This is a genomic window from Pseudogemmobacter lacusdianii (assembly GCF_030848395.1).
Taxonomy (GTDB): Bacteria; Pseudomonadota; Alphaproteobacteria; order Rhodobacterales; family Rhodobacteraceae; genus Pseudogemmobacter; species Pseudogemmobacter lacusdianii.
Map to the genome: position 1 here is coordinate 65,184 of NZ_JAVDBT010000003.1, position 21,602 is coordinate 86,785.

15 protein-coding genes are annotated in these 21,602 nt (G+C 61.4%); 3 read left to right on the forward strand and 12 right to left on the reverse strand.

The window, feature by feature from the left end:
• Nucleotides 1-33: 33 nt before the first annotated feature.
• A complete protein-coding gene (mfd, locus tag Q9295_RS03515) occupies nt 34-3,585 on the reverse strand; it encodes a transcription-repair coupling factor (protein ID WP_306679122.1) in 3,552 nt (1,183 codons plus the stop codon).
• A gap of 2 nt (nt 3,586-3,587) precedes the next feature.
• Nucleotides 3,588-4,112 carry a component of SufBCD complex gene (locus Q9295_RS03520; RefSeq protein ID WP_306679123.1) on the reverse strand — a complete coding sequence of 175 codons (525 nt, stop codon included), beginning with the start codon at nt 4,110-4,112 and terminating at the stop codon, nt 3,588-3,590.
• Between the two features lie 190 nt (nt 4,113-4,302).
• Between Q9295_RS03520 and hemB the strand changes: the two genes are divergently transcribed.
• Both hemB and Q9295_RS03530 read left to right on the forward strand, forming a co-directional pair.
• Nucleotides 4,303-5,301: a porphobilinogen synthase gene (gene hemB / locus Q9295_RS03525; RefSeq protein ID WP_306679124.1), complete on the forward strand. Its 999-nt coding sequence runs from the start codon at nt 4,303-4,305 to the stop codon at nt 5,299-5,301.
• Nucleotides 5,302-5,461: 160 nt separating this feature from the next.
• Nucleotides 5,462-6,019, forward strand: coding sequence for a lipid-binding SYLF domain-containing protein (locus Q9295_RS03530; RefSeq protein WP_306679125.1), 558 nt, complete (start codon nt 5,462-5,464; stop codon nt 6,017-6,019).
• 49 nt (nt 6,020-6,068) lie between these two features.
• Here Q9295_RS03530 and Q9295_RS03535 read toward each other — a convergent pair whose 3' ends face one another.
• A complete protein-coding gene (locus tag Q9295_RS03535) occupies nt 6,069-6,932 on the reverse strand; it encodes an NAD(P)-dependent oxidoreductase (RefSeq protein ID WP_306679126.1) in 864 nt (287 codons plus the stop codon).
• Between the two features lie 124 nt (nt 6,933-7,056).
• Here Q9295_RS03535 and Q9295_RS03540 point away from each other — a divergent pair, with 124 nt between their 5' ends.
• Complete coding sequence (locus Q9295_RS03540) at nt 7,057-9,519, forward strand: penicillin acylase family protein (protein WP_306679127.1); 2,463 nt, start codon at nt 7,057-7,059, stop codon at nt 9,517-9,519.
• Between the two features lie 51 nt (nt 9,520-9,570).
• Here Q9295_RS03540 and hflX read toward each other — a convergent pair whose 3' ends face one another.
• The 9 genes from hflX to dusB form a co-directional block, all read right to left on the reverse strand.
• On the reverse strand, nt 9,571-10,902 hold the full coding sequence (gene hflX, locus Q9295_RS03545; protein WP_306679128.1) for a GTPase HflX: 1,332 nt from the start codon (nt 10,900-10,902) through the stop codon (nt 9,571-9,573).
• A gap of 20 nt (nt 10,903-10,922) precedes the next feature.
• On the reverse strand, nt 10,923-11,156 hold the full coding sequence (gene hfq, locus Q9295_RS03550) for an RNA chaperone Hfq (protein WP_054303569.1): 234 nt from the start codon (nt 11,154-11,156) through the stop codon (nt 10,923-10,925).
• A gap of 181 nt (nt 11,157-11,337) precedes the next feature.
• A complete protein-coding gene (locus Q9295_RS03555; protein ID WP_306679344.1) occupies nt 11,338-12,852 on the reverse strand; it encodes a TrkH family potassium uptake protein in 1,515 nt (504 codons plus the stop codon).
• 3 nt (nt 12,853-12,855) lie between these two features.
• Nucleotides 12,856-14,232: a Trk system potassium transporter TrkA gene (gene trkA / locus Q9295_RS03560; RefSeq protein ID WP_306679129.1), complete on the reverse strand. Its 1,377-nt coding sequence runs from the start codon at nt 14,230-14,232 to the stop codon at nt 12,856-12,858.
• A gap of 91 nt (nt 14,233-14,323) precedes the next feature.
• A complete protein-coding gene (gene ntrX, locus Q9295_RS03565; protein WP_306679130.1) occupies nt 14,324-15,739 on the reverse strand; it encodes a nitrogen assimilation response regulator NtrX in 1,416 nt (471 codons plus the stop codon).
• Nucleotides 15,736-18,015, reverse strand: coding sequence for a sensor histidine kinase NtrY-like (locus tag Q9295_RS03570; RefSeq protein ID WP_306679131.1), 2,280 nt, complete (start codon nt 18,013-18,015; stop codon nt 15,736-15,738). The genes ntrX and Q9295_RS03570 overlap by 4 nt, the downstream gene beginning before the upstream one ends.
• 61 nt (nt 18,016-18,076) lie before the next feature.
• Nucleotides 18,077-19,441, reverse strand: coding sequence for a response regulator (locus tag Q9295_RS03575; RefSeq protein WP_306679132.1), 1,365 nt, complete (start codon nt 19,439-19,441; stop codon nt 18,077-18,079).
• 3 nt (nt 19,442-19,444) lie between these two features.
• A complete protein-coding gene (locus tag Q9295_RS03580; RefSeq protein ID WP_306679133.1) occupies nt 19,445-20,542 on the reverse strand; it encodes a two-component system sensor histidine kinase NtrB in 1,098 nt (365 codons plus the stop codon).
• Nucleotides 20,539-21,516: a tRNA dihydrouridine synthase DusB gene (dusB, locus tag Q9295_RS03585; RefSeq protein WP_306679134.1), complete on the reverse strand. Its 978-nt coding sequence runs from the start codon at nt 21,514-21,516 to the stop codon at nt 20,539-20,541. Before dusB ends, Q9295_RS03580 begins: the two co-directional genes overlap by 4 nt.
• Between the last annotated feature and the right edge of the window lie 86 nt (nt 21,517-21,602).

A 21,602-nucleotide genomic window follows, 5' to 3' on the forward strand; every position in this document is an offset into this window, starting at 1 on the left:
CACTAAAAAAGGGGCCCTCCGGGGCCCCTTTTCTTATCTGCGGAACTTCGGCACCTGCCGCCCCGATTGCGGCACCCTCGGCGGCTTCGGTGCCGGAGGGGGGGGCGGCGGCGGTGGCGGCAAGCTCGTCCCACGCGGCGCGGCACCGGGCTTTTTTGCGCCCTGCAATTGCTCGGCCAGATCGCGGGCAATCGCAAAAGCGCCCTTGATCCGTTCAGATTCCAGCTTCATCTCGCCCGCGATCGAGATCTTGGTGCCCTGCACCTTGGCCGCCCCGCCTTGCGCTTTCAGGAACTCGACCAGACCTGCCGGATTGGCGAATTTGTCGTTGTGGAACTGGATCGTCGCGCCCTTCGGCCCCAGATCCATCCGAGAAATCCCAGCCCGCTTCGCCATCGCCTTGATCCGCACGATCAGCATCAGCGTGTTGACCTCTTTCGGCACCGGGCCAAAGCGGTCAATCAACTCAGCGGCAAAGCCCTCCAGCTCAACCTTGCTCTGCAAGCCCGAAAGCCGCCGATAAAGCCCGAGCCGGATATCCAGATCGGGGATGTAATCCTCGGGGATCATCACCGGCACGCCCAGATTAAGCTGCGGGCTCCAATCGTCCGAGATGGTGGAAAGCCCCTGCAACTCGCCCGATTTGATCTTGGCAATCGTCTCTTCCAGCATCTGCTGGTAAAGCTCGTAGCCGACTTCCTTGATATGCCCAGACTGCTCCTCACCGAGCAAATTGCCCGCCCCGCGCAGATCAAGGTCATGGCTGGCAAGGTTGAAGCCTGCCCCCAGAGAGTCAAAACTGGCCAACAATTTCAACCGCTTCTGCGCCTGAGGCGTCAGCGGGCTGCGCGGCTTTGTCGTCAGATAGCAATAGGCCCGCGTCTTCGAGCGGCCCACGCGACCGCGGATCTGGTAAAGCTGGCTTAGGCCGAACATATCCGCCCGGTGCACGATCATCGTATTCGCGGTCGGGATGTCCAAGCCGCTTTCCACAATCGTCGTCGCCAAAAGCACATCGAATTTACCATCATAGAACTGGTTCATCCGATCATCGAGATCGCCCGCCGCCAACTGGCCATGCGCGATCATATAAGAGACCTCGGGCACATGGGTTTTCAGGAACTCTTCCACATCCGGCAGGTCCGAAATCCGCGGCACCACATAGAAGCTCTGCCCGCCCCGGAACCGCTCGCGCAGCAGCGCCTCGCGGATGGTGATCGTGTCGAACTCCGAAACGTAAGTGCGGATCGCCAAACGGTCGACAGGCGGCGTTGCGATGATCGACAGATCGCGCACGCCCGTAAGCGACAGTTGCAAGGTGCGCGGGATCGGCGTTGCCGTCAGCGTCAGCACATGCACCTCGGATTTCATCGCCTTCAGCCGCTCTTTATGGCTCACGCCAAAATGCTGCTCTTCATCGATGATCAACAACCCAAGGTTCTTAAACGTGATCCCCTTGGCCAAAAGCGCATGGGTGCCCACGACGATATCAACCTTACCCTCGGCCATTTCGGTCCGCGTGCGGCTGGCCTCAGACGCTGTAACAAAGCGAGACAAGGGTTTGACAATAATGGGAAAACCACGGAACCGCTCGGCAAAGCTGCGGTAATGCTGGCGCGCCAGCAGGGTCGTCGGGCAGATCACCGCAACCTGCATCCCGGCCAAAGCCGCGACAAAAGCCGCGCGCATTGCGACCTCGGTTTTGCCAAAGCCCACATCGCCCACGACCAGCCGGTCCATCGGGCTGCCCTTTTCCAGATCCGTGATCACATCGGCAATGGCTGAGAGCTGATCATCGGTCTCCTGATAGGGGAACCTTGCCGCAAAAGCCTCCCAAAGCGAATGCGGCGCCTCCAAGATCGGCGCATGGCGCAAGGCGCGCTCGGCCGCGATCCGCATCAGACGGTCCGCAATCTCGCGGATCCGCTCTTTCAGCTTGGCCTTCTTCGCCTGCCAAGCCCCGCCGCCCAGACGGTCCAGAAGCCCCTCTTCATGGCCATAGCGGCTGAGCAGCTCGATATTCTCTACCGGCAGGTAAAGCTTTGCATTATCTGCATATTCCAGCATGACGCAGGCATGCGGAGCGCCCAAGGCAGTGATGGTCTCCAGCCCCAGATAGCGGCCCACGCCATGTTCGACATGCACGACGAGATCGCCCACGCTCAGCGTATCAACCTCCTTAAGGAAGTTCTCCACCTTGCGCTTGCGCCGGGGCTTGGCGACCAGCCGATCGCCCAAAACATCCTGCTCTGAGATCACCACCAGCCCCGGCGCGGTGAACCCCGCCTCCAGCGCCCAGACCACCAGATGCAAGCCACCCTTGCCGGGCTTCAGATCCCGTAGATCAGCCAGTTCTTCACTCGCCAGACCTTGGTCGGTCAAAAGCCCCTTCAGCCGTTCGCGCGCGCCTTCGGACCAACTGGCAATCACCACCTGAGCCTCTTTGCGCATCACGCGAATATGATCCGCCAAGGCGCTGAAAAGGCTAACGCTTTCCTGCTGACGCTCGGGCGCAAAGCTGCGCCCCATGCGCCCGCCCGCATCCAAAACCCCCGGTCCCGGCGGCTGCGCCAAGGGCGAGAATTGCACCACCCGATGCCGCGCCACCGCCGCTTCCCAAGCGCCGTCATCCAGATACAAGAGCCCCGCCGCCACCGGTTTATAGACCGTGTCCAAACGCCCCTTGGCCGCCAAAGCATCGGCGCGGGCGTCATAGGCGTCGTCCACCGTCTCCCAGCGCGACAGCCGCGCCGGGGTGATCTGGTCATCCAGCATCACCGAGGCCTCGGGGAGATAGTCGAACAGGGTCTCTAGCCGGTCATGGAAGAACGGCAGCCAATGCTCCATCCCCTGATGCTTGCGCCCCGCCGAGACCGCTTCATACAACGGATCATCCGTGCCCGCCGCGCCGAACTCCACCCGGTAGTTCTGGCGAAACCGGGTGATCGAGCCCTCATCCAGCATCACCTCGGAGACCGGGGCAAATTCGACATAAGTCAGCTTCTCGGTCGTCCGCTGCGTCGCAGGGTCAAACCGCCGCGCGCCATCCAAGACATCGCCGAAAAAGTCCAAACGCACCGGACCATCCGGGCCCGGCGGATAGATGTCCACAATCCCGCCGCGGATCGCATAATCGCCGGGTTCCGCCACCGTCGAGACCGGCGAAAACCCCATCCGCGCCAAGAACCCCTTCAGCCGCGCCTCATCCACCCGGTCCCCGACCGAGGCGCGGAACGACGAGGCCTGCACCAAATCCCGCGCCGGTATCCGCTGGGTCGCAGCATTCAGCGTGGTCAGCACCACATAAGCGCCCTTCAGCCCATCGGCCAACGTCGCCAAAGTCGCCATCCGCCGGCTGGAAATCTCGGGGTTGGGAGACACCCGATCATAGGGCAAGCAGTCCCATGCCGGGAAATCCAGCACCACCACCTCGGGGGCGTAAACCGCCAAAGCCGCCCGCATCGCCTCGGCCCGCTTGTCATCGCGCGCGACATGCAGAACCGGGTGGCCCTTCTCCAGCTCTCGCAAGAGCAGTTTGGCGTCAAAGCCTTCCGGGGCACCCCCGAGCAGAATACGGTCACTCATAGTCAATTCAGAATGGAGAGGTTCATGTTTTGATACATACCGAACATGGAGGTGATGAAGATAGAAACAAGTCCCACCACTTGGACCAAGCGGCGATGGATGAGCAACCGGCGATAAAGCGCGGGGCCGCTGGTCTCACCGCCCTCAATCTTCAAGGCACTCCGCAAGCTGAGCCAGCCGATGAAGATCATCGGCACCAGCAAGAACAAAACCGCCTGCGCAAATTCCATCCTATACCAGATCGCCAGCAGCAAAAGGCAGCTGAGCATAAACGACAGTACCACAAAGATCGGCACCGCTGCCGTGCGCGAGATGCCAAGGAAGCGGCGGGTGTTGATCGCGACCAGCGCCTCAAGATCCATCTCAGTCTGCCCCCCCAATCGGCGCGCGCGCTGGATCATATCGAAGGGGACGCCAAGCACCCAATGGCTGCTCGAGGACCACAGCACCGCCAGCGCGATCCAGTACCAAAGGTTCGAGAAGGATCGCATGTCGATCACTTCTGACAGGGTGCGGTAGAAATCCACGCGCCATCCTTTCGCCAAAGCCTGCGTCGAAGCGCCAGCTTGAGGTGCGGGTCTTTCCATGGCAGGCAGAAAGCAAAGCCGCAAGCCCTCTTTGTCGCGTGGTCTTGCCTAAGACCTACGACATGACGCAAACCATACTAAAGCCATACCTAAGCCATACGTCATCCAGACGTTGCCACCGGAGAATTTCATGCGCCCCCGTATCGCCGATTACCCCGCCATGCGTTTTCGCCGTCTGCGCCGCAGTGCGGCCCTCCGGGCCTTGGCGCAAGAGAATGTCCTGTCGGTGGGCGATCTCATTTGGCCGATCTTTGTGCGCGATGGTGAAGGGGTTGAAGAGCCAATTCACTCAATGCCCGGCGTCAAGCGTCTCAGCATTGATCTGGCGGTAAAGGCCGCGCGCATGGCGGCCGATCTTGGCATTCCGGCGATCTGTATCTTCCCCTATACCGATCCCGCGCTGAAGACCGAAGCCTGCGAAGAAGCGTGGAATCCCGACAACTTAGCCAACCGCGCCATCCGCGCGATCAAGGCGGCGGTGCCTGAGATTGCCGTGATGACCGATGTTGCCTTGGACCCTTACAACGCCAATGGCCATGACGGCATCGTGCGCGATGGCGTAATCTTGAACGACGAAACCGTCGAGGCTTTGGTGCGCATGGCCCTGCGTCAGGCCGAAGCTGGCGCCGATATCCTTGGCCCTTCGGATATGATGGATGGCCGCATCGGCGCGATCCGTTCCGCGCTTGAGACGGCAGGCCATAAGGACGTGGCAATCATGTCTTATTCAGCCAAATATGCCTCGGCCTTCTACGGCCCCTTCCGCGACGCCGTTGGCGCGTCTGGCGCGCTGAAGGGCGACAAGAAAACCTACCAAATGAACCCCGCCAATTCGGATGAGGCGCTACGTTTGGTAGAGCGCGACCTCTCCGAAGGCGCCGATATGGTCATGGTCAAACCCGGCATGCCCTATCTCGACATCTGTCGGCGGGTGAAAGACCAATTTGGCGCGCCGACCTATGCCTATCAGGTCAGCGGCGAGTACGCGATGATCAAGGGTGCCGCGCTAAACGGTTGGATTGACGGCGAAAAAGCCATGATGGAAAGCCTTTTGGCCTTCAAACGCGCAGGCTGCGACGGCATCCTGACCTATTTCGCCCCCGAGGCCGCGCGGCTGCTCCGGGGTTAATTTTCGGTAAACCAGCATCGGGGCAGCTCTTTCCCGGCGGGCAATCGCCGGGCAGAACGCCTCTCTGGCATCACCGGGTGACAGATGGGCGGATTACCGCTAGGCTGTTGTGTGAACGGGACTTCAGATCCCGGTAATTGAGGCGCAAAGGGCTGATAAGATGCAAAATTTCCCAACGCGGCGCAGCGTGATCCTTGGGCTTGGGGCGACCTCGCTTTTGGCGGCTTGCGGCAATGGAGTAGGCTCGAACGGCGCCGCGCAGATCGATGCGCGGGTGGATGCGACGCAAAATTATCTCTTTGGCCGTTACCCCGGCACGCGGGACCTCGCCTCGCGCGCGGCGGGTGTGCTTTACATGCCGCTGATGACCGAAGCCGGGCTGATCTATGGTGGCGCGTTCGGCCGTGGCGCCCTGCGTATTCAAGGGGTTACGGTGGATTATTATTCCGCCGGCAAAGCCTCGATCGGTTTGCAAATTGGCGCGCAGCAATATGCCCATGCGCTTTTCTTCATGACCCCGCAGGCACTGGAAGAATTCCGCCGGGCCCAAGGCTGGGCTGCGAGCGCCGACCTGCGCTATGCAACACCCGAGGAAGGCGCCACCATCGGCAAAGCCACGACCGAGATTGACCCGGTGGTCCCCTTCGTCTTCGGCCAGCAAGGCCTGATCGCAGGCGCATCGCTCGCGGGCGTCAAATACACCCGGATCATCCCGTAAGTATTTGGCAGAACGGAATAAAAAATGGGAGCCAATCGGCTCCCATTTCTCATTTCAACCGCCGGATCAGGCTGGAAGTATCGTTGCGCCCGCCGCCCATCAGCTGCACATCCTTGTAGAATTGATCGACCAAAGCCGTCACCGGCAACCGCGCACCGATCTCATCCGCGGTGGCAAGGCAGATCGCCAGATCCTTGCGCATCCAATCGACCGCAAAGCCGAAATCAAACTGATCGGCCAGCATGGTCTTGTGGCGATTGGCCATTTGCCACGAGCCTGCCGCACCTTGGCTGATCACCTCGACCACTTTCTCGCCATCCAACCCGGCCTTTTGGCCAAAAGCCATCGCCTCCGACAGCCCCTGCATCAGCCCGGCAATGCAGATCTGGTTCATCATCTTGGCCAATTGCCCGGCGCCACTTTCACCCAAAAGCCGGCAAACCCGCGCGAAAGCCGCCATCACCGGCTCTGCCGCCGCATAATCCGTGTCGGAGCCGCCGCACATGATGGAAAGCACGCCATTCTCGGCGCCCGCCTGCCCGCCCGAGACCGGAGCATCAACGAAACCAATGCCTTGGCCCGCCGCAATGCCATGCAGCTCGCGCGTGACGGCGGCCGAGACCGTGGTGTGATCGACAAAGATCGCACCCTTCGCCATGCCCGCAAAGGCCCCATCCGGGCCAAGGCAGACCTGCCGCAGGTCATCATCATTGCCCACGCAAGCCATCACAAAATCGGCACCCTCAGCCGCCTCCCGCGCTGTCGCAGCGGGCCTACCGCCATGCTTGGCCACCCAAGCCTCGGCCTTCGCCGCAGTGCGGTTCCAGACCACCACCTGATGGCCCTTGGCCGCCAGATGCCCCGCCATCGGGAACCCCATCACCCCCAACCCAAGGAACGCCAATTTCGCCATCATCAGACCCCTGCCCTAAACGTCATTCACCGCTCACGATTGTTCTGTCGTGATTGCTCTGTTTCGTCGTATGGACTAGGAACCGATCGCGTTCCCATCGTCAAGCATGGCCCCGGAAGTCCCGATGTTCACTCTGTTCCGCTGGCTCCTGCGCATCGTTATCGGCATTCTGGCCTTTGCGCTGCTTGCAGGGCTGTTGCTCTATTGGTTCCTGTCGCGGTCCTTGGTGGATTACGCCGAGGATTTCACGCTCAAAGGCCTCGACGGCCCGGTTGAGATCGTGCGCAACAATGACTCGGTGCCGCATATTTTTGGCCAGAGCGACCATGACGTCTATTTCGCGCTTGGTTTTGCCCATGCGCAGGATCGGCTTTGGCAGATGACCATGCTGCGCCGCACCGCCCAAGGCCGTCTGTCCGAGCTTTTCGGTGAGCGCACCCTGCCGGTGGATGAGTTGATGCGACGCTTGGATCTTTACCCCTTGGCGCTGCAATCGGTGAAGGCGCAGGACGCGCAGACGCTGAATGCTTTGCAGGCCTATTCCGACGGGGTGAACGCTTGGATCGGTGAAGTGAATGCGGGCGCGCGCGGACGTGGCGCGCCGGAATTTTGGTTCTTTTCCAATGAGATCTCGGCTTGGGCTCCGGCGGATTCCATCGCTATCCTGAAGCTTATGGCTTTGCAGATGACAAGCCACGCCAGCACCGAGGTTTTGCGGGGACAGCTCTCCTTGCTGCTGCCACCGGAGCGGTTGTTGGACGTGTTGCCCGAGGATAAAAATCCCGGCATCGCCGCCTTGCCGAAATACTCTGACCTCGTCCCCGGCATCCTGCCCGCGATGCCGGTGAAAACCGCCGCTTTGCCCTTTGATCCGGTGCCGCAGATCGGCATGGCGGGAGCGTCCAACGCTTGGGCCGCCGAGGCGCGGCGCTCGGCCGCCGGTGGCGCGCTTTTGGCCAGCGATCCGCATTTGGGCTTCTCGGCCCCGACGATCTGGTATCTGGCGCGGTTGCAGCTGACCTCGGGCAGCATCATCGGCGGCACCATTCCGGGTGTGCCAGCGGTGCTTGTCGGGCGCTCGGATCTGATCGGCTGGGGGCTGACCACGGCCTATCTTGATGACCAAGATGTGGTGATCGAAAAGCTGAACCCCGCCAATCCGGAAGAATATGCTTTGCCGGACGGCAGTTGGGCTAAGTTTGAGGGCCGCCAGACCATCGTTCGGGTCAAAGACGCGCCGCCGATCAGCCTGACCCTGCGCTGGTCGCGCAACGGGCCGGTGCTGCCCGGCACGCATTTCAACCTTGCCGCCATCACGCCCCCCGGCCATGTCGCGGCGCTCAGCTGGACGGCGCTGTCCGGCGCCGACACTTCGATGACGGCGGCAATGCGGGTGATGGGCGCGCAAAGCGTGGCCGAAGCGATTGAGGGCGGCAAGCTGCATATCGCGCCTGCGCAAAACCTGATGTTGGCGGGGCCGGATGGCATCGCCCTGCAGGTGATCGGCGCCATGCCGATCCGCGATGCCGCACACCCCAGCCAAGGCCGCCTGCCTGCGCCGGGTTGGATGGAGGCGGTCGGGTTCAAAGGCGTCTATCCCTATGAAACCAATCCGCGTTTCGTGAACCCCGAGATGGGAATCTTGGGCAATACCAACAACAAGACCATCGACCGCGCCTTCCCCGAGCACCTCAGCTTCACTTGGGGCGACACCCAACGCATCCGCCGCTGGCTGACGCTGATGGAGACGCGAGCCGTCCACACCCGCGAGAGTTTTATCGAGGCGCAGCTCGACACCGTTGACCCCACCGCGCGTCTTTTGCTGCCGCTGATTGGGGCCGATCTGTGGTACACGGGCACGCCCGCGCCCGAGGGCACTCCGGAAAGCCTGCGCCAGCGCGCACTTAGCCTTTTGGCGGAATGGAACGGCGAGATGAATGAGCATCTGCCCGAGCCGCTGATCGCCACCGCTTGGATCCGCGCGGTGCAAGACCGGCTGATCCGTGATGAGCTGGGCCCGATGGCCGATAAATTCACCCATCCCGAGCCGGTTTTCATCGAGCGCGTCTATCGCAACACCGATGGTGCGGCGGCGTGGTGCGATGTGATCCAATCCGCGGCGGTCGAGACCTGCACCGATGTGGCCCGCGATGCTTTGGATGAGGCGCTCTTGCGACTGACCGAGACCTATGGCCCCAATATCGAAAGCTGGCGCTGGGGCGATGCGCATCAGGCCACGCATGACCATGCCGTCTTGGGCGAGGTGCCGTTCCTCAAATGGTTCGTAAACATCCGCCAATCCACCAGTGGTGGCGATGACACGTTGATGCGCGGCAAAACCGCAGGATCGGGGGCCAACCCCTATCTCAATGTGCATGGCGCGGGCTATCGCGGAGTCTATGACTTCGCCGACCCCGACAGCTCGGTCTTCATCTCGGCAACCGGACAATCGGGCCATCCGCTCAGCCGGCATTATGATGATCTTGGGGAACTCTGGCGGCGCGGCGAATATATCCCGATGTCGCTGGATGATGAGCTGGCACGGGCGGCGGCGGTTGGGGTGATGCAGCTGACGCCTGCACCATGAGATAAAAAAGCGGGGCCGAATGGGCCCCGTTTTTCTTTTATTTTGAGCGGCTTACAAGGCGCGGTAGCGGGCTTCTTGTCTTGCGGTCCAGCGCACGGTGACGGACCAAGCCTCATCACCTTCGCGCTCTTCCGTGATCAGCCCCCGCTCATGCAACCAAGCGCGGCGACGGCCTTCGCTGAAGGGCAGCTGCAAGACGGCCGTGCTGCGCTCTTCGTCCAAGGCCTTGCCCACAGCGGCTAGCAGCGTGTCCAAACCTTCACCGGTCAAAGCCGAAAGCGCATAGACGCCCCGGCGCTGTGCAGCTTGGGCAAGCAGTGCCTCACGCGCGGCGGGATCAACGAGATCAAGCTTGTTCCAGACCTCAAACTGCGGCGTCTCGGCCGCGACGCCCAGCGAGGACAGGATCTCGGCCACATCCGCCGCCTGCTCGCCCGTCTCAGGGTGCGAGATGTCGCGGACATGCAAGATGAGATCGGCGCTCAGCACTTCTTCCAGCGTCGCCCGGAAAGCCGCGACCAGCTGGGTCGGCAGATCCGAGATGAAACCCACGGTGTCCGAGAGAATGACCTTTTGTCCCGAGGGCAAAGTCACGCCGCGCATCGTGGGGTCCAATGTGGCAAAGAGCATGTCTTTGGCCAGCACATCCGCCCCGGTCAAGCGATTGAAAAGCGTAGATTTTCCAGCGTTGGTATAGCCAACCAAAGCCACAATCGGGAACGGCACCTTGGCGCGCGAGGCGCGGTGCAGCTCTCGCGTTTTGACCACTTGCTCGAGCTGACGCTTCAGCTTGACCACTTGGTCATCAATGGCGCGGCGGTCGGATTCGATCTGGGTCTCACCCGGGCCGCCGACGAAACCAAAGCCACCGCGCTGCCGCTCAAGGTGGGTCCAAGCCCGCACCAGACGCGAGCGCTGGTAGCTCAAAGCCGCCAGTTCGACCTGCAAAACACCCTCACGGGTGCGGGCGCGATCGGCGAAAATCTCCAAAATCAGGCTGGTGCGGTCAAGCAGTTTGACCCCCCATTCCTTCTCCAGATTGCGCTGCTGCACAGGCGAGACGACACCGTCCACCAGCACCAGATCAATCTCATCGGCTTTGATCCGTGCGCTCATCTCGGCCAGTTTGCCTGAGCCGAAAAGCGTGCCGGGTTGGGCCTTTGGCAGTCGCACCACCTCGGCCCAGACAACATTCAGCCCCGGTAAGGCTCCCGCCAAGCTGACGGCTTCAGCCAAGCCATGCTCGGGCAAACGCCGGGTTTGCCGCGCCTTGGTGTCGGGGTGTAAGACGATGGCGCGCGTCAGCTGCTCTGCCGTGTCATGGCCGCCCACATGTCGCGCTTTGCCGCGCGGCAGATCGCCGGCGGGTTCGTCTTCATCCATGCCTGAACCCATCGGTGAGATCAGTCTTCGCCTTCGTAAAGGTTGATCGGTGCGCCCGGCATGATCGTCGAGATTGCATGCTTATAGACCAGTTGCGACTGGCCATCCCGACGCAGCAGGACGCAGAAATTGTCAAACCAAGTGATCACGCCCTGCAGCTTCACGCCATTGATCAGAAAGATCGTGACCGGGACTTTGGCTTTGCGCACATGGTTCAGAAATGCGTCTTGCAGGTTTTGCTTATCAGCAGCCATTCTTATTTTGCCTTGCCTTTGGCTCGCGTTTGTCCGCGAGTCTGTTCAACCATATGCATCCCCTACCACTCTGATCCACGTGGCACAGGCGGAAGCGAGTATGGTATGGGTGCGTGGGATATTCCAGATACAAAATCGGGCATTTTCGCAACAGCTTGCGGAGCGTTGCTTGGAAAGCGCATCAGCGCCGCCAACCTTGCGGCGCGAAAAGCGCGATCAGAGCCAGCGTCTCAAGCCGCCCGATGATCATCGCGACACCCAAGATCAGCTTCACCGTCGGGGAAAGTGGGCCGTAGGCGATCGGTTGGATTTGCGCCACATCGGCCAATTGCCCCGTTGTCGTAAGTGCGGCAATCGCCAGAACCAGCCCCGACTGAAAGTCGATCCCAGCCATCGACAAGGCCAGCACCACGGCGGCGATCGACATGGCAAAAAGCATGAAGAAGACCCAAGCCATATAGGCGCCCTCACCGCGCAGCTTGCGCGCGGAAGGCCCGCTGCCGCCGATGGATGAAGGGTGGATGAGCCGCTCTAACTCGCGCTCACCGTGGCGCAAAAGCGCATAGACGCGCAACAGCTTGACGCCGCCGGCAGTGGTGGCGATGCCGCCGCCAAGGATTGACAGACCCAGAAGCATCATCCCCGGCGCTTGCAGCCCCGACCAAGCCTGCGCTTGGCCCCAATGCGCGCTTTCATAACCCGTGGTGGTCAGGAACGAGACAGCGGTGAAAAGCGCGCCCCAGAACGTCGCAGCGATACCCGCGATCATGCTGATCTCATCCGGGGCTGCAGCTGCAACAAGCGCGTGATGCAGCAACAGCACCAGCGGCACTGCGCTGGTGAGCAAAAGCGCGGTGCGCAACTCTGGATCGCGGTGCAGCGGTTGGCTGCGGTCGATGAGCCCGACGAAAGGCACGGCGCGGCGGGTTATGGCAAAGACCATGAAGCCCAAAATCAGCGCCTCATCCAACAGCAACGCCGGATTGCTCTCCGGCCCGCCTGCGGCTGAAATCCCCGAGGTGGAAAGCGTGCCCATCGCATGGACCAAAGCGGTCAGCGCCGTCTCTCCAGCCAGATAAAGGCCCAGCCAAAGTGCCAAAGTCAGCCCGGCATAAACCGGGAAGATCTGCCCAACATGGCGCGCAATCCGATCTGACGGATCATAAATCCGGGTGTAAGGCGCGCCCGAGGTGCCACGGTCGGGCAAGCGGCCCGAAATCACCTCGGTGCCGCCAAGGTTGAGCGGCGCTAAGATGGCGTAGGCTGCAAGCAGGATGAAAAAACCACCCATCCAGCCCGCTATCGCCCGCCACAGATGCAGCGATTCGGGCAAACGATCGGGGGCATAGCCGGTGGCCCCGGTCGTGGTGAAGGAGGACAGCATCTCAAACCAAGCATTGGTGAAGCTGGTGTCGGGCAGGATTTGCAAAAACGGCAGCGCCATGACGACGGGCAGCACAAGATAGGCCCCGGCCAAGGTGGCCAAATGGCTGCGTGCCAGATTGCGTGGTTGCCAAGAGGCGGTGGCCAGACCGAGCATCACGCTCAGAACGAGCAGCAGCAAACCGGCGTAGAAAAACGCCTGCGCGGTCGGCGCATCCTTCAGCATCGCTGCATGTAAAGCCGGCACCCAATTGGCCAGCGCCGTGATCCCCAGCAAAAGGACAATCAGCGGCAGCTGCAGCAAGCGGCGCATCATCTAGAAGAAATCAATCGAGACCTGCAGGAGGCGTTCCACCTCGGGCACGTCTTTGGCCATGGCAAACAGCGCCACCACATCCCCCGCCTCGATCCGCAGATCTCCGGTCGGCTTCATAACCCGCTCGCCCTTCATCACCGCGCCCACGAGCACGCCTTCGGGGAAGTTGATCTCGCGCACGAGCCGCCCCGAGAGCGGCGAGGTCGACATCACCTGCGCCTCAATCAGCTCGGCCTCGGCATCCCCGATCGAATAGACATTGCGCACCCGGCCATGTCGGATGTGGCGCAGGATCGAAGACACCGTGGTGGCGCGCGGGTTGATATAGGCGTCAATGTCCAAGGGCGCCATCAAAGGCGCCAGCGTCGGGTCATTGACCAAGGCGATGGAAAGGCGGCAACCGGCCTGTTTGGCGCGCACCGCCACAAGCAGGTTGGTCTTATCATCATCGGTGACGGCCAAAACCGCATCGGCGCGGTCAATCGCCGCCTCCATCAGCAGGTCCATATCCATACCATCGCCGTATAGCACGATGGTGCGTTCCAGCGCATCCGCCGCGCGTTCAGCCACTTGGCGGTTCTTTTCGATGATCTTCGCGCGGCTACGCTCGGTCCTTGTTTCCAGCGCACGGGCCACCATCAGCCCGACATTGCCGCCGCCAATGATCACAACACGCTCTTGTTTGTGGTTCTTCTTACCAAAGATCTCAAGACTGCGGCCCATATCCTCGGAATGGGTAAAGAGATAAATCTGGTCATCGGGCAAAAGCTGATCGCCGGGATCGGGGGCGAAAAGCCGCCCCTCGCGCCGGATACCCACCACGATGGCGCGCAGGCTGGGGAAGAGCTCATTGAGCTGACGCAAAGGCGTGTTCAACACCGGGCAATCTTCGGCAAGCTGAATGCCCAAAAGCTGCGCCCGGCCGTTCATGAAAATCTCGGTGTCAAAGGTCGAGGGCGCAGCAAGCCTTTGCAAAGCGGCCTCGGCCACCTCGCGCTCGGGGCTGATCACCACATCAATCGCCAGCCGGTCGAAGTTATAAACATCCGAATAAGCGGTCTCGAGGTATTCTTGCGCCCGGATCCGCGCGATTTTGCGGGTCACGTCAAAGGCGGCCGAGGCGATCTGGCAGCAGATCATATTCACTTCGTCGGAATAGGTCGCGGCGATGATCATATCTGCATCGCGCGCGCCGGCCCGTGCCAGCACGTCCGGATGTGAGGCGAAACCCACAACCCCTTGAACATCCAAAGATTCTGTCGCGCGGCGCACCAAGTCTGCATTGGTATCAACGATGGTGACATCGTTCTTCTCGCCGGCAAGATGGCGGGCAATTTGCCAGCCAACCTGCCCGGCGCCGCAGATGATGACTTTCATAACGCGCCTGTTCCTTGGGTCTCAAACTTGCACTTTGGCTTGGCAGAAGCCCCGCCTTGGGTCAAGCCGGCGCCCTTTGACTGGGCGCGTGTCAAGCTTCGCCCTCGCCCTCATCATCCTCATCTCCGCCCGCACGCAGGCCGGATTTTAGCCCCGTCACCACACCGAGAGATTTCAGTTTGCGATGCAACGCCGAGCGCTCCATGCCGACGAAATTCGCGGTGCGGCTGATATTGCCGCCGAAGCGGTTGATCTGGGTCAGCAGATATTCACGCTCAAACATCTCGCGCGCTTCGCGCAGTGGCAAGGTGGCGATGGTGCCGCCCAAGAACATGCTTTCCGACCGGGCTTCACCGCCGCTTTCCATCCCCGGAAGCTCTTTCGCTTCGATCTGGCCGCCGCCCTCACCAAGGATCAGCACCCGTTCAATCACATTGCGCAATTGGCGGATGTTGCCGGGCCAGGGCATGGTTTGCAGCATCGCCTCGGCTTCTTGGCTGAGGCTGCGGGCCGGCAAACCCTGAGTGCGGTGGAACCATTCGATGAATGAGCGGGTGAGTTCAGGGATATCCTCGCGCCGCTCGGAAAGCGGCGGCACTTGGATCGGCACCACGTTCAGCCGGTCGTAGAGCTCTTGGCGGAAGCGCCCGGCGCGGATCTCGGCGGGCAGATCGCGGGTGGTTGATGAGATCACGCGCAGATCAACGCGCACCTTATCGGTGCCGCCGGCGCGGGTAAATTGCTGCTCAGTCAGCACGCGCAGGATCTTCGATTGCGTGCCCGAAGGCATATCGCCGACCTCGTCGAAATAGATCACACCGCCATGCGCCTGCTCCAAAAGGCCTGGCTCAACGCCACGCTCGGGCGTCTCGCGGCCAAAAAGCACCTCCTCCATCCGATCGGGTTCCACCGCAGCGCTGGAGACCGAGATGAAAGGCGCCGCAGCACGGGCCGAATTGGCATGGATGAAGCGCGCCGCAAGTTCTTTGCCCGAGCCGGGCGCGCCGGTCAGCATGACCCGGCCGTTGGACTTCGTGACCTTTTCAAGCTGTGATTTCAATGCCTTGAAGGCCGGACTTGAACCAATCATTTCAGATGTGGTCACATCCTTGCGGCGCAGCTCTTGGTTCTCGCGCCGCAGGCGGCTCGTCTCCATCGCCCTGCTCACAACGACCATCAACTGATCGATATTAAAGGGTTTTTCGATAAAGTCGTAAGCGCCCTGCTTGATCGCCGCGACGGCGATTTCGATATTGCCGTGACCCGAGATGATGATGATCGGGATATCGGGATTGTCCCGCTTCACCGTTTTGAGAATGTCGATCCCGTCCATCCGGCTGTCTTTCAGCCAGATATCAAGGATCATCAGATGCGGAGGCTCGGCGTTGATCTCGGCCATGCAATCATCGGAATTCCCTGCGAGACGAACGGGATAGCCTTCGTCCTTCAGAATGTCTCCGATCAGCTCACGAATGTCCTTCTCGTCGTCGACGATCAGAATGCTCATATCTGCCCCTCCTGGCCGCTGCCTTGCGGCCCGATGTTTCTGCCCATTCGACGTTTGGCCAGCCGCGGCAGGCGCACCTCAGCCATCGCACCGGAATGGGAATTACCAGCAAAAACGGGGGCATCCAGCAGCGCCAGCTGCCCACCGTGGTCTTCAATGATCTTCTTAACAATGGGCAGGCCCAGGCCGGTGCCCTTTTCGCGTGTCGTCACATAGGGCTCAAAGAGCCGGCTGCGGTCCTCGGGCAGGCCGGTGCCATTGTCCATGATCCGGATCACGCCATCGCCCTCTTCGATGGTTAGGCTGATCTGGATTTGCGCTTGGTAGCTCTCAGCCGGTCCCTTTTCTCTATAACTTTCGGTAGCTTCCCCGGCATTCTTAATGAGGTTTGTGAGCGCTTGGCTGATCATCCCTGCATCAAGATCCAAGAGCAAAGGCATCTCTGGAAGTTCGGTCGAAATCTGTACCTGCGGTTGGCCTGCAACTTGAAGCGTGACAGCGTCGCGCAAGATTTGCACCAGATCGGTCTCTTTGCGGTCGGGTTCGGGCATGCGTGCGAATTTAGAGAATTCATCAACAATGCGGCGCAAGTCGTTGGTTTGACGGACAATAACGTCCGTGAGCTGCTCCAGCTCTTCGGGTTGTTGAACCTGCCCGCGGAACTTGCGCTTCAACCGTTCGGCCGAGAGTGCGATCGGGGTCAGTGGGTTCTTGATCTCATGCGCGATGCGCCGGGCCACATCGCCCCAAGCCGCCATACGTTGCGCGGTGACCAAATCGGTCACGTCGTCGAAGGCCACCACATAGCCTTCAAGCCGCTGGCCTTCACTCCGCCGGATCGACATGCGGACCAACAGACTTTCCAATTTGCCCCGCCGTGTCAGGCGGACTTCTTCTTGCACTGCATTGACAGCTTCGTCGCGCAAGCGCTCGAACAGTAATGAAAATTCTGGAACAGCCTTATCAAGCGGCAGATCCTGTCCTTCGGGCAGATCCAAAATCCGCATCGCAGCGCGGTTTAGAAAATCGACGTTCCCTTCGGGGTCAAGGCCCATCACGCCCGCAGTGACGTTGCTCAGCACCGAGTCAAAAAGCCGCCGCCGTTGCTCGGTCTGCCGGTGGTTCTCCACCAATGCCTCGCGTTGACCCTTCAACTGATGCGTCATCTGATTGAAGAGACGCCCCAGCATCGCAATCTCATCGTCGCCGTCCTCTTCTTGCACGCGCACGTTAAGATCGCCGCCACCCACCATTTGCGCAGCGCCAGCAAGCCGCCCGACCGGTCGTGCCAACCGCTCGGCGAACCAAAGGCCCAGCCAGATCGCCGCTAAGATCAAGATCAGCGCAAAGCCCAGATAAATAAGGCCGAAATTGAACAAGATGCTGCCGCGGTCGGCCTCAAGTTGGTTGTAGACTTTCACCGTCTCTTGGGTCTCATCCAAGAGCGACAGGATCGAGCCATCGACCTCACGGCTGACATAGAGGTAGCGATCGGGGAATGAATCTAGATGAACAACGGCCCGGAACTCATTGTTCGACCAGTCTTCTATCAGCTGGGGGCCCTCTTCGCGGGCGTAGCGCAATGTGTTCAGCGGCACCGGCTCAAAACCGAAGAGGTAAGAGCGTTCGCCCCGCAACTGCAAAGCCCCGGTGCCATCGATCAGATAGGCTTCTTTCAGCCCGCGCTGGATCAGCTCTTGGCCCCGCGCCAGCATCGTGCGCAGCACGTCATCTGGCAAAGCGCGGCTCTTTTGCCGCTCAAGATTTAAGAAGGCTGCCAGCCGGACGGCGTCATTCTCAAGATCCTCCCGCTGCTCGCCCTCATAGGCCTGAGCCGCCGCCAGCGATGTCCCAACGACCGAGCGCACACGGTCCGAGAACCAGCCCTCAAGGCCCAGATTAACCGTGAGCATGGCAAAGACCGCGACAAGCACGGTTGGCACCAAGGCCATGCCAGCAAAAACGCCGGTGAGCCGAAGGTGCAGCCGTGATCCGGCCGAGCGGCTGCGCCGATCCGCGATCATCCGCGCGATCCGCGACAGCACCAAGGCGGCCACGACCAGCACATAAACGAAATCGGTGAGCAAGATCAGCCGCAGGGTCGGTGAGCTGCTGCTTTGATTAAGCGGACCCAAGGTCAGGAAAGTCAGTACGACCAAGACTGGCCCAAGGAAGACCAAGCCAAGCGTCATCGCGGTCTGCACGCGGCGGATCCGGCGCAGGCGCGTCAGTCTGGTCCAAGTGTCCCGGCGCAGAGCGCGATTGAACGGCGTCATCACTCACAACATCTGGTGGCGCGGCCGGCTAGGCTCCGGCGCAACGCTTGATGTTGCAGTTTTACATCAACTTGCGGCGCCGTGTCACCCGGATATCGAGGTCGGTGATCTTCTTGCGCAAGGTATTGCGGTTGATCCCCAAAAGATCGGCACATTTGGCCTGATTTCCGGCAGTCGCATCCAGCGCAATTTCGATCAATGGCATCTCAACTTCGCGCAAAATCCGCTGGTAAACCCCTGCGGGCGGCAGCTGCCCGTTGTGTAGATCGAAATAGCGCTTCATGTGGCGCATCACGGAAGACGAGAGCTTTTCATGATCGCCACCGCCCTTCAAAGGCTCACCCACCGGTTGTGAGCCTAGGGCTTGCTCCAACTCGGCACGCGAAATCTCTGATTCGGAGCTGGTGACCAAAAGGCGGCGCAGGGTGTTTTCAAGTTGGCGCACATTGCCGGGCCAGGGATGGGTGCGAATATAGTCGGCAGCCGGCTCGGACAGACGCCGCAGCGTGCCCAGATCCCGCCCGCCGCGTCCCAGGAAATGCTCGGCCAAGAGCGGGATGTCGTCCACCCGCTCGCGCAAGGCGGGCACATGCAGTGCCACGCCACTGAGCCGGTAATAAAGATCCTGCCGGAACTGGCCGCTTTGCAGCCGCGCCGTCAGATCGATCTGGCTCGTGGCCATGATGCGCGGCGCGTGGTCCAGTTGCAGGTCCAAGAGCCGCACCACGCGGGCTTGGGTGTCCTCGTCGAAATCTGAGACCTCGTCGAAGACGATCGAGCCACCGCGCGCTTTGGCCAAAAGCGAAGACGGACCGTCAACCCCAGCGAGATCAGAGGCCTGCGCGATCGCGAAAGGCAAAGTTCTGCGGTCAGAGAAATCATGGATCGCGCGGGCGATCAGGCTTTTGCCGGTGCCGGATTCGCCAGTGATCAGCACCGGAAGATCGGCGTTCATCACCCGTGCCACCAGCCGGTAAAGCGCCTGCATCGCCGGGGTGCGACCGACCAAAGGCAGCTCCTCGGTCGGGGCACGCACGGGCGGCTCAACCTTGGGCTGGCGGCGCTTTTGCTCTAGCGCGCGGGCCGAGCGTTTCATCAGATCGGGCAGATCGAAGGGTTTCGGCAGATAGTCAAAGGCCTCGGCCTCGGCCGCCTGAATGGCGGTCATGATGGTGTTTTGCGCCGAGATCACGATCACCGGCAGGCCCGGCCGCATCCGCGCAATCCGCGGCAAAGCATCCAGACCATTGCCGTCTGGCATGATCACATCCGAGATCACCAGATCGCCTTTGCCCTCTTCCACCCAACGCATCAGGGTCATCAGGCTTGAGGTGGCATGCACCTTGCAGCCCGCCCGGGTCAGCGCTTGGGTCAGCACGGTGCGGATGGTGCGGTCGTCATCTGCGACAAGAACGGTTCCGTCCATGGTCTAGAGATCCTTGCGTTTTTCCTTGGGTGCCATAGGCAGGGAGAGGCGAAAGACCGTGCGGCCGGGGACGGAATCCACCGTGATCCAACCGTCATGGTCCGAGATGATTTTCGACACCAGCGCGAGGCCGAGCCCGGTGCCATTCTCGCGCCCCGAAACGAAGGGTTCGAAAATCTCGCCCGCGATATCGGGCGGAATGCCGGGGCCGTCATCGATGATTTCCACGTTCAGCGGCAAAGCAGCTTGTTTGCCGTCCTTGCCCCGCACCCGCAGGCTCAGGTCGTAAAAGGTGCGCAGCCGGATGGTGCCGCCGCCCCTGCCCGCCGCTTCTGCGGCATTCTTGATGAGGTTCAAGAACACCTGCATCAACTGATCCGGATCGACCCAAGTCGGCGGCAATGACGGGTCATAGCTTTCGATGATGGTCATTTGCGAGGCGAACCCCACCTGCGCCGATTTACGGGCGCGGTCCAAGGCGTCGTGGATATTAACCGCGCGCCGCTCGGGCGGGCGCAGATTGCCGAATTGCTCAACCTGCTCCAGCAGTTTGACGATGCGGCGGGTCTCTTCCACGATCAGATCGGTCAGCTCTTGATCTTCAGGCGTCAGACCCATCGACAAAAGCTGTGCCGCACCCGAGATGCCCGCGAGCGGGTTTTTGATCTCATGTGCCAGCATCTCGGCCATGCCGATCGCCGATTTCGCCGCCGATTTGACGCCCATCGAGCGGCCCAGCCGGTCGGCCAGCTCGCGCGGCGACAGGATCAGCAAGATCACCTCGGGGTTGTCTTGCAAGGGCGCCACATGGATGTTGCATTGCACGGGGGGGCGGTCGCCCCCCGTCACATCCACATCATTGATATTCAGGCCAGATTGATTGGCCCGCGCCCGTGCCAGCACCTCTTGCATCGGCGCGTCTATGGAAAGCCGATCAAAGGCCGGATGCCCCGCCAGACTGCGGCTTGAGGCGTTGAGAAAGGTCTCGGCCTCGGGGTTGACCTCAAGGATCGCGTCATCCGGCCCAATCAGCAGCGAGGGCAGCGGCAGCGAGGCCCAGATCACCCCGGGCACCGGATAGGGCGCGCGGTAGCCGCTCATGCAGCAGACTCCATCTCGTCGAAGGCGCGGTTCAGCAGGCGGATCACCTCATCAGGGTCGGTCGAGGTCAGGATCGCGTCGCGGGCCTGCGGCAGTCCGGCCTCTTCCAGATGCCAGCCAAGGTGCTTGCGCGCGCAGCGCAGGCCCAGATCGCGGCCGTAAAAGCCAAGGATGGCCTCATAATGCTCAACGATCATCTCGGCTCGCGCCCGGCCTTCGGGGATCCGTGGCGCAGGCGCGCCGTGCAGTGCATGGGCGATCTCGGCCAACCGCCAAGGCGCGCCCTGCGCCCCGCGCCCGACCATCACCCCATCGGCGCCGGAATGGTCCAAAGCCGCGCGGGCCGAGCCTCCATCGGTGATATCGCCATTGGCGATCACCGGAATGCGCACCGCCTCTTTCACCGCGCGGATCGCGCGCCAATCGGCATGGCCCTTGTAGAACTGGCAACGGGTGCGGCCATGGATCACCACCATTTGCACCCCCGCCCCTTCGGCGCGGCGCGCAAGTTCGGGCGCGTTGTGCAAGCTGTCATCCCAGCCCAGCCGGGTCTTCAGCGTGACGGGAACTTTGACCGCCCCGACCACGGCCTCAATCAGCTCCAGCGCCAGATCGAGATCGCGCAACAGGGCTGAGCCGCAAAGCCCGGTTGTCACCCGTTTCGACGGGCAGCCCATATTGATATCAATCAGCTGCGCGCCCTGGCCTTCGCACCATTTGGCGGCCTCGGCCATCAATGCCGGATCCCGGCCCGCAAGTTGCACCGAGGTGGCTTGGTCTTCAAACCCCAGCTCTGCCCGCGCGCGGGCCTCGGGCTTGGCGCGCAAAACCTCATCCGAGGCGACCATCTCACTGACCACCAGCCCGGCGCCGAAACGCCCCACCAAGCGGCGGTAGGGAAGATCGGTGATTCCCGCCAGTGGAGCGAGAAAGACGGGAGGGCTTGCGGTGAGGGGGCCAATCGTAAAGGACAAATGCCGTTTCCTTGTGCGTTACCAAATCGAATAGCGCGGGCTTAGATTTAGATGAAAGCGGCCCGGCGCTTGCCGTAGGGTCGGTT

Bases quoted from the DNA above. Each gene is read 5' to 3' on its own strand.
- mfd (WP_306679122.1), bottom strand. From the start codon at position 3,585: ATGAGTGACCGTATTCTGCTCGGGGGTGCCCCGGAAGGCTTTGACGCC.
- hemB (WP_306679124.1), top strand. From the start codon at position 4,303: ATGCGCCCCCGTATCGCCGATTACCCCGCCATGCGTTTTCGCCGTCTG.
- Q9295_RS03530 (WP_306679125.1), top strand. From the start codon at position 5,462: ATGCAAAATTTCCCAACGCGGCGCAGCGTGATCCTTGGGCTTGGGGCG.
- Q9295_RS03535 (WP_306679126.1), bottom strand. From the start codon at position 6,932: ATGGCGAAATTGGCGTTCCTTGGGTTGGGGGTGATGGGGTTCCCGATG.
- Q9295_RS03540 (WP_306679127.1), top strand. From the start codon at position 7,057: ATGTTCACTCTGTTCCGCTGGCTCCTGCGCATCGTTATCGGCATTCTG.
- hflX (WP_306679128.1), bottom strand. From the start codon at position 10,902: ATGGATGAAGACGAACCCGCCGGCGATCTGCCGCGCGGCAAAGCGCGA.
- hfq (WP_054303569.1), bottom strand. From the start codon at position 11,156: ATGGCTGCTGATAAGCAAAACCTGCAAGACGCATTTCTGAACCATGTG.
- Q9295_RS03555 (WP_306679344.1), bottom strand. From the start codon at position 12,852: ATGCGCCGCTTGCTGCAGCTGCCGCTGATTGTCCTTTTGCTGGGGATC.
- trkA (WP_306679129.1), bottom strand. From the start codon at position 14,232: ATGAAAGTCATCATCTGCGGCGCCGGGCAGGTTGGCTGGCAAATTGCC.
- ntrX (WP_306679130.1), bottom strand. From the start codon at position 15,739: ATGAGCATTCTGATCGTCGACGACGAGAAGGACATTCGTGAGCTGATC.
- Q9295_RS03570 (WP_306679131.1), bottom strand. From the start codon at position 18,015: ATGACGCCGTTCAATCGCGCTCTGCGCCGGGACACTTGGACCAGACTG.
- Q9295_RS03575 (WP_306679132.1), bottom strand. From the start codon at position 19,441: ATGGACGGAACCGTTCTTGTCGCAGATGACGACCGCACCATCCGCACC.
- Q9295_RS03580 (WP_306679133.1), bottom strand. From the start codon at position 20,542: ATGAGCGGCTACCGCGCGCCCTATCCGGTGCCCGGGGTGATCTGGGCC.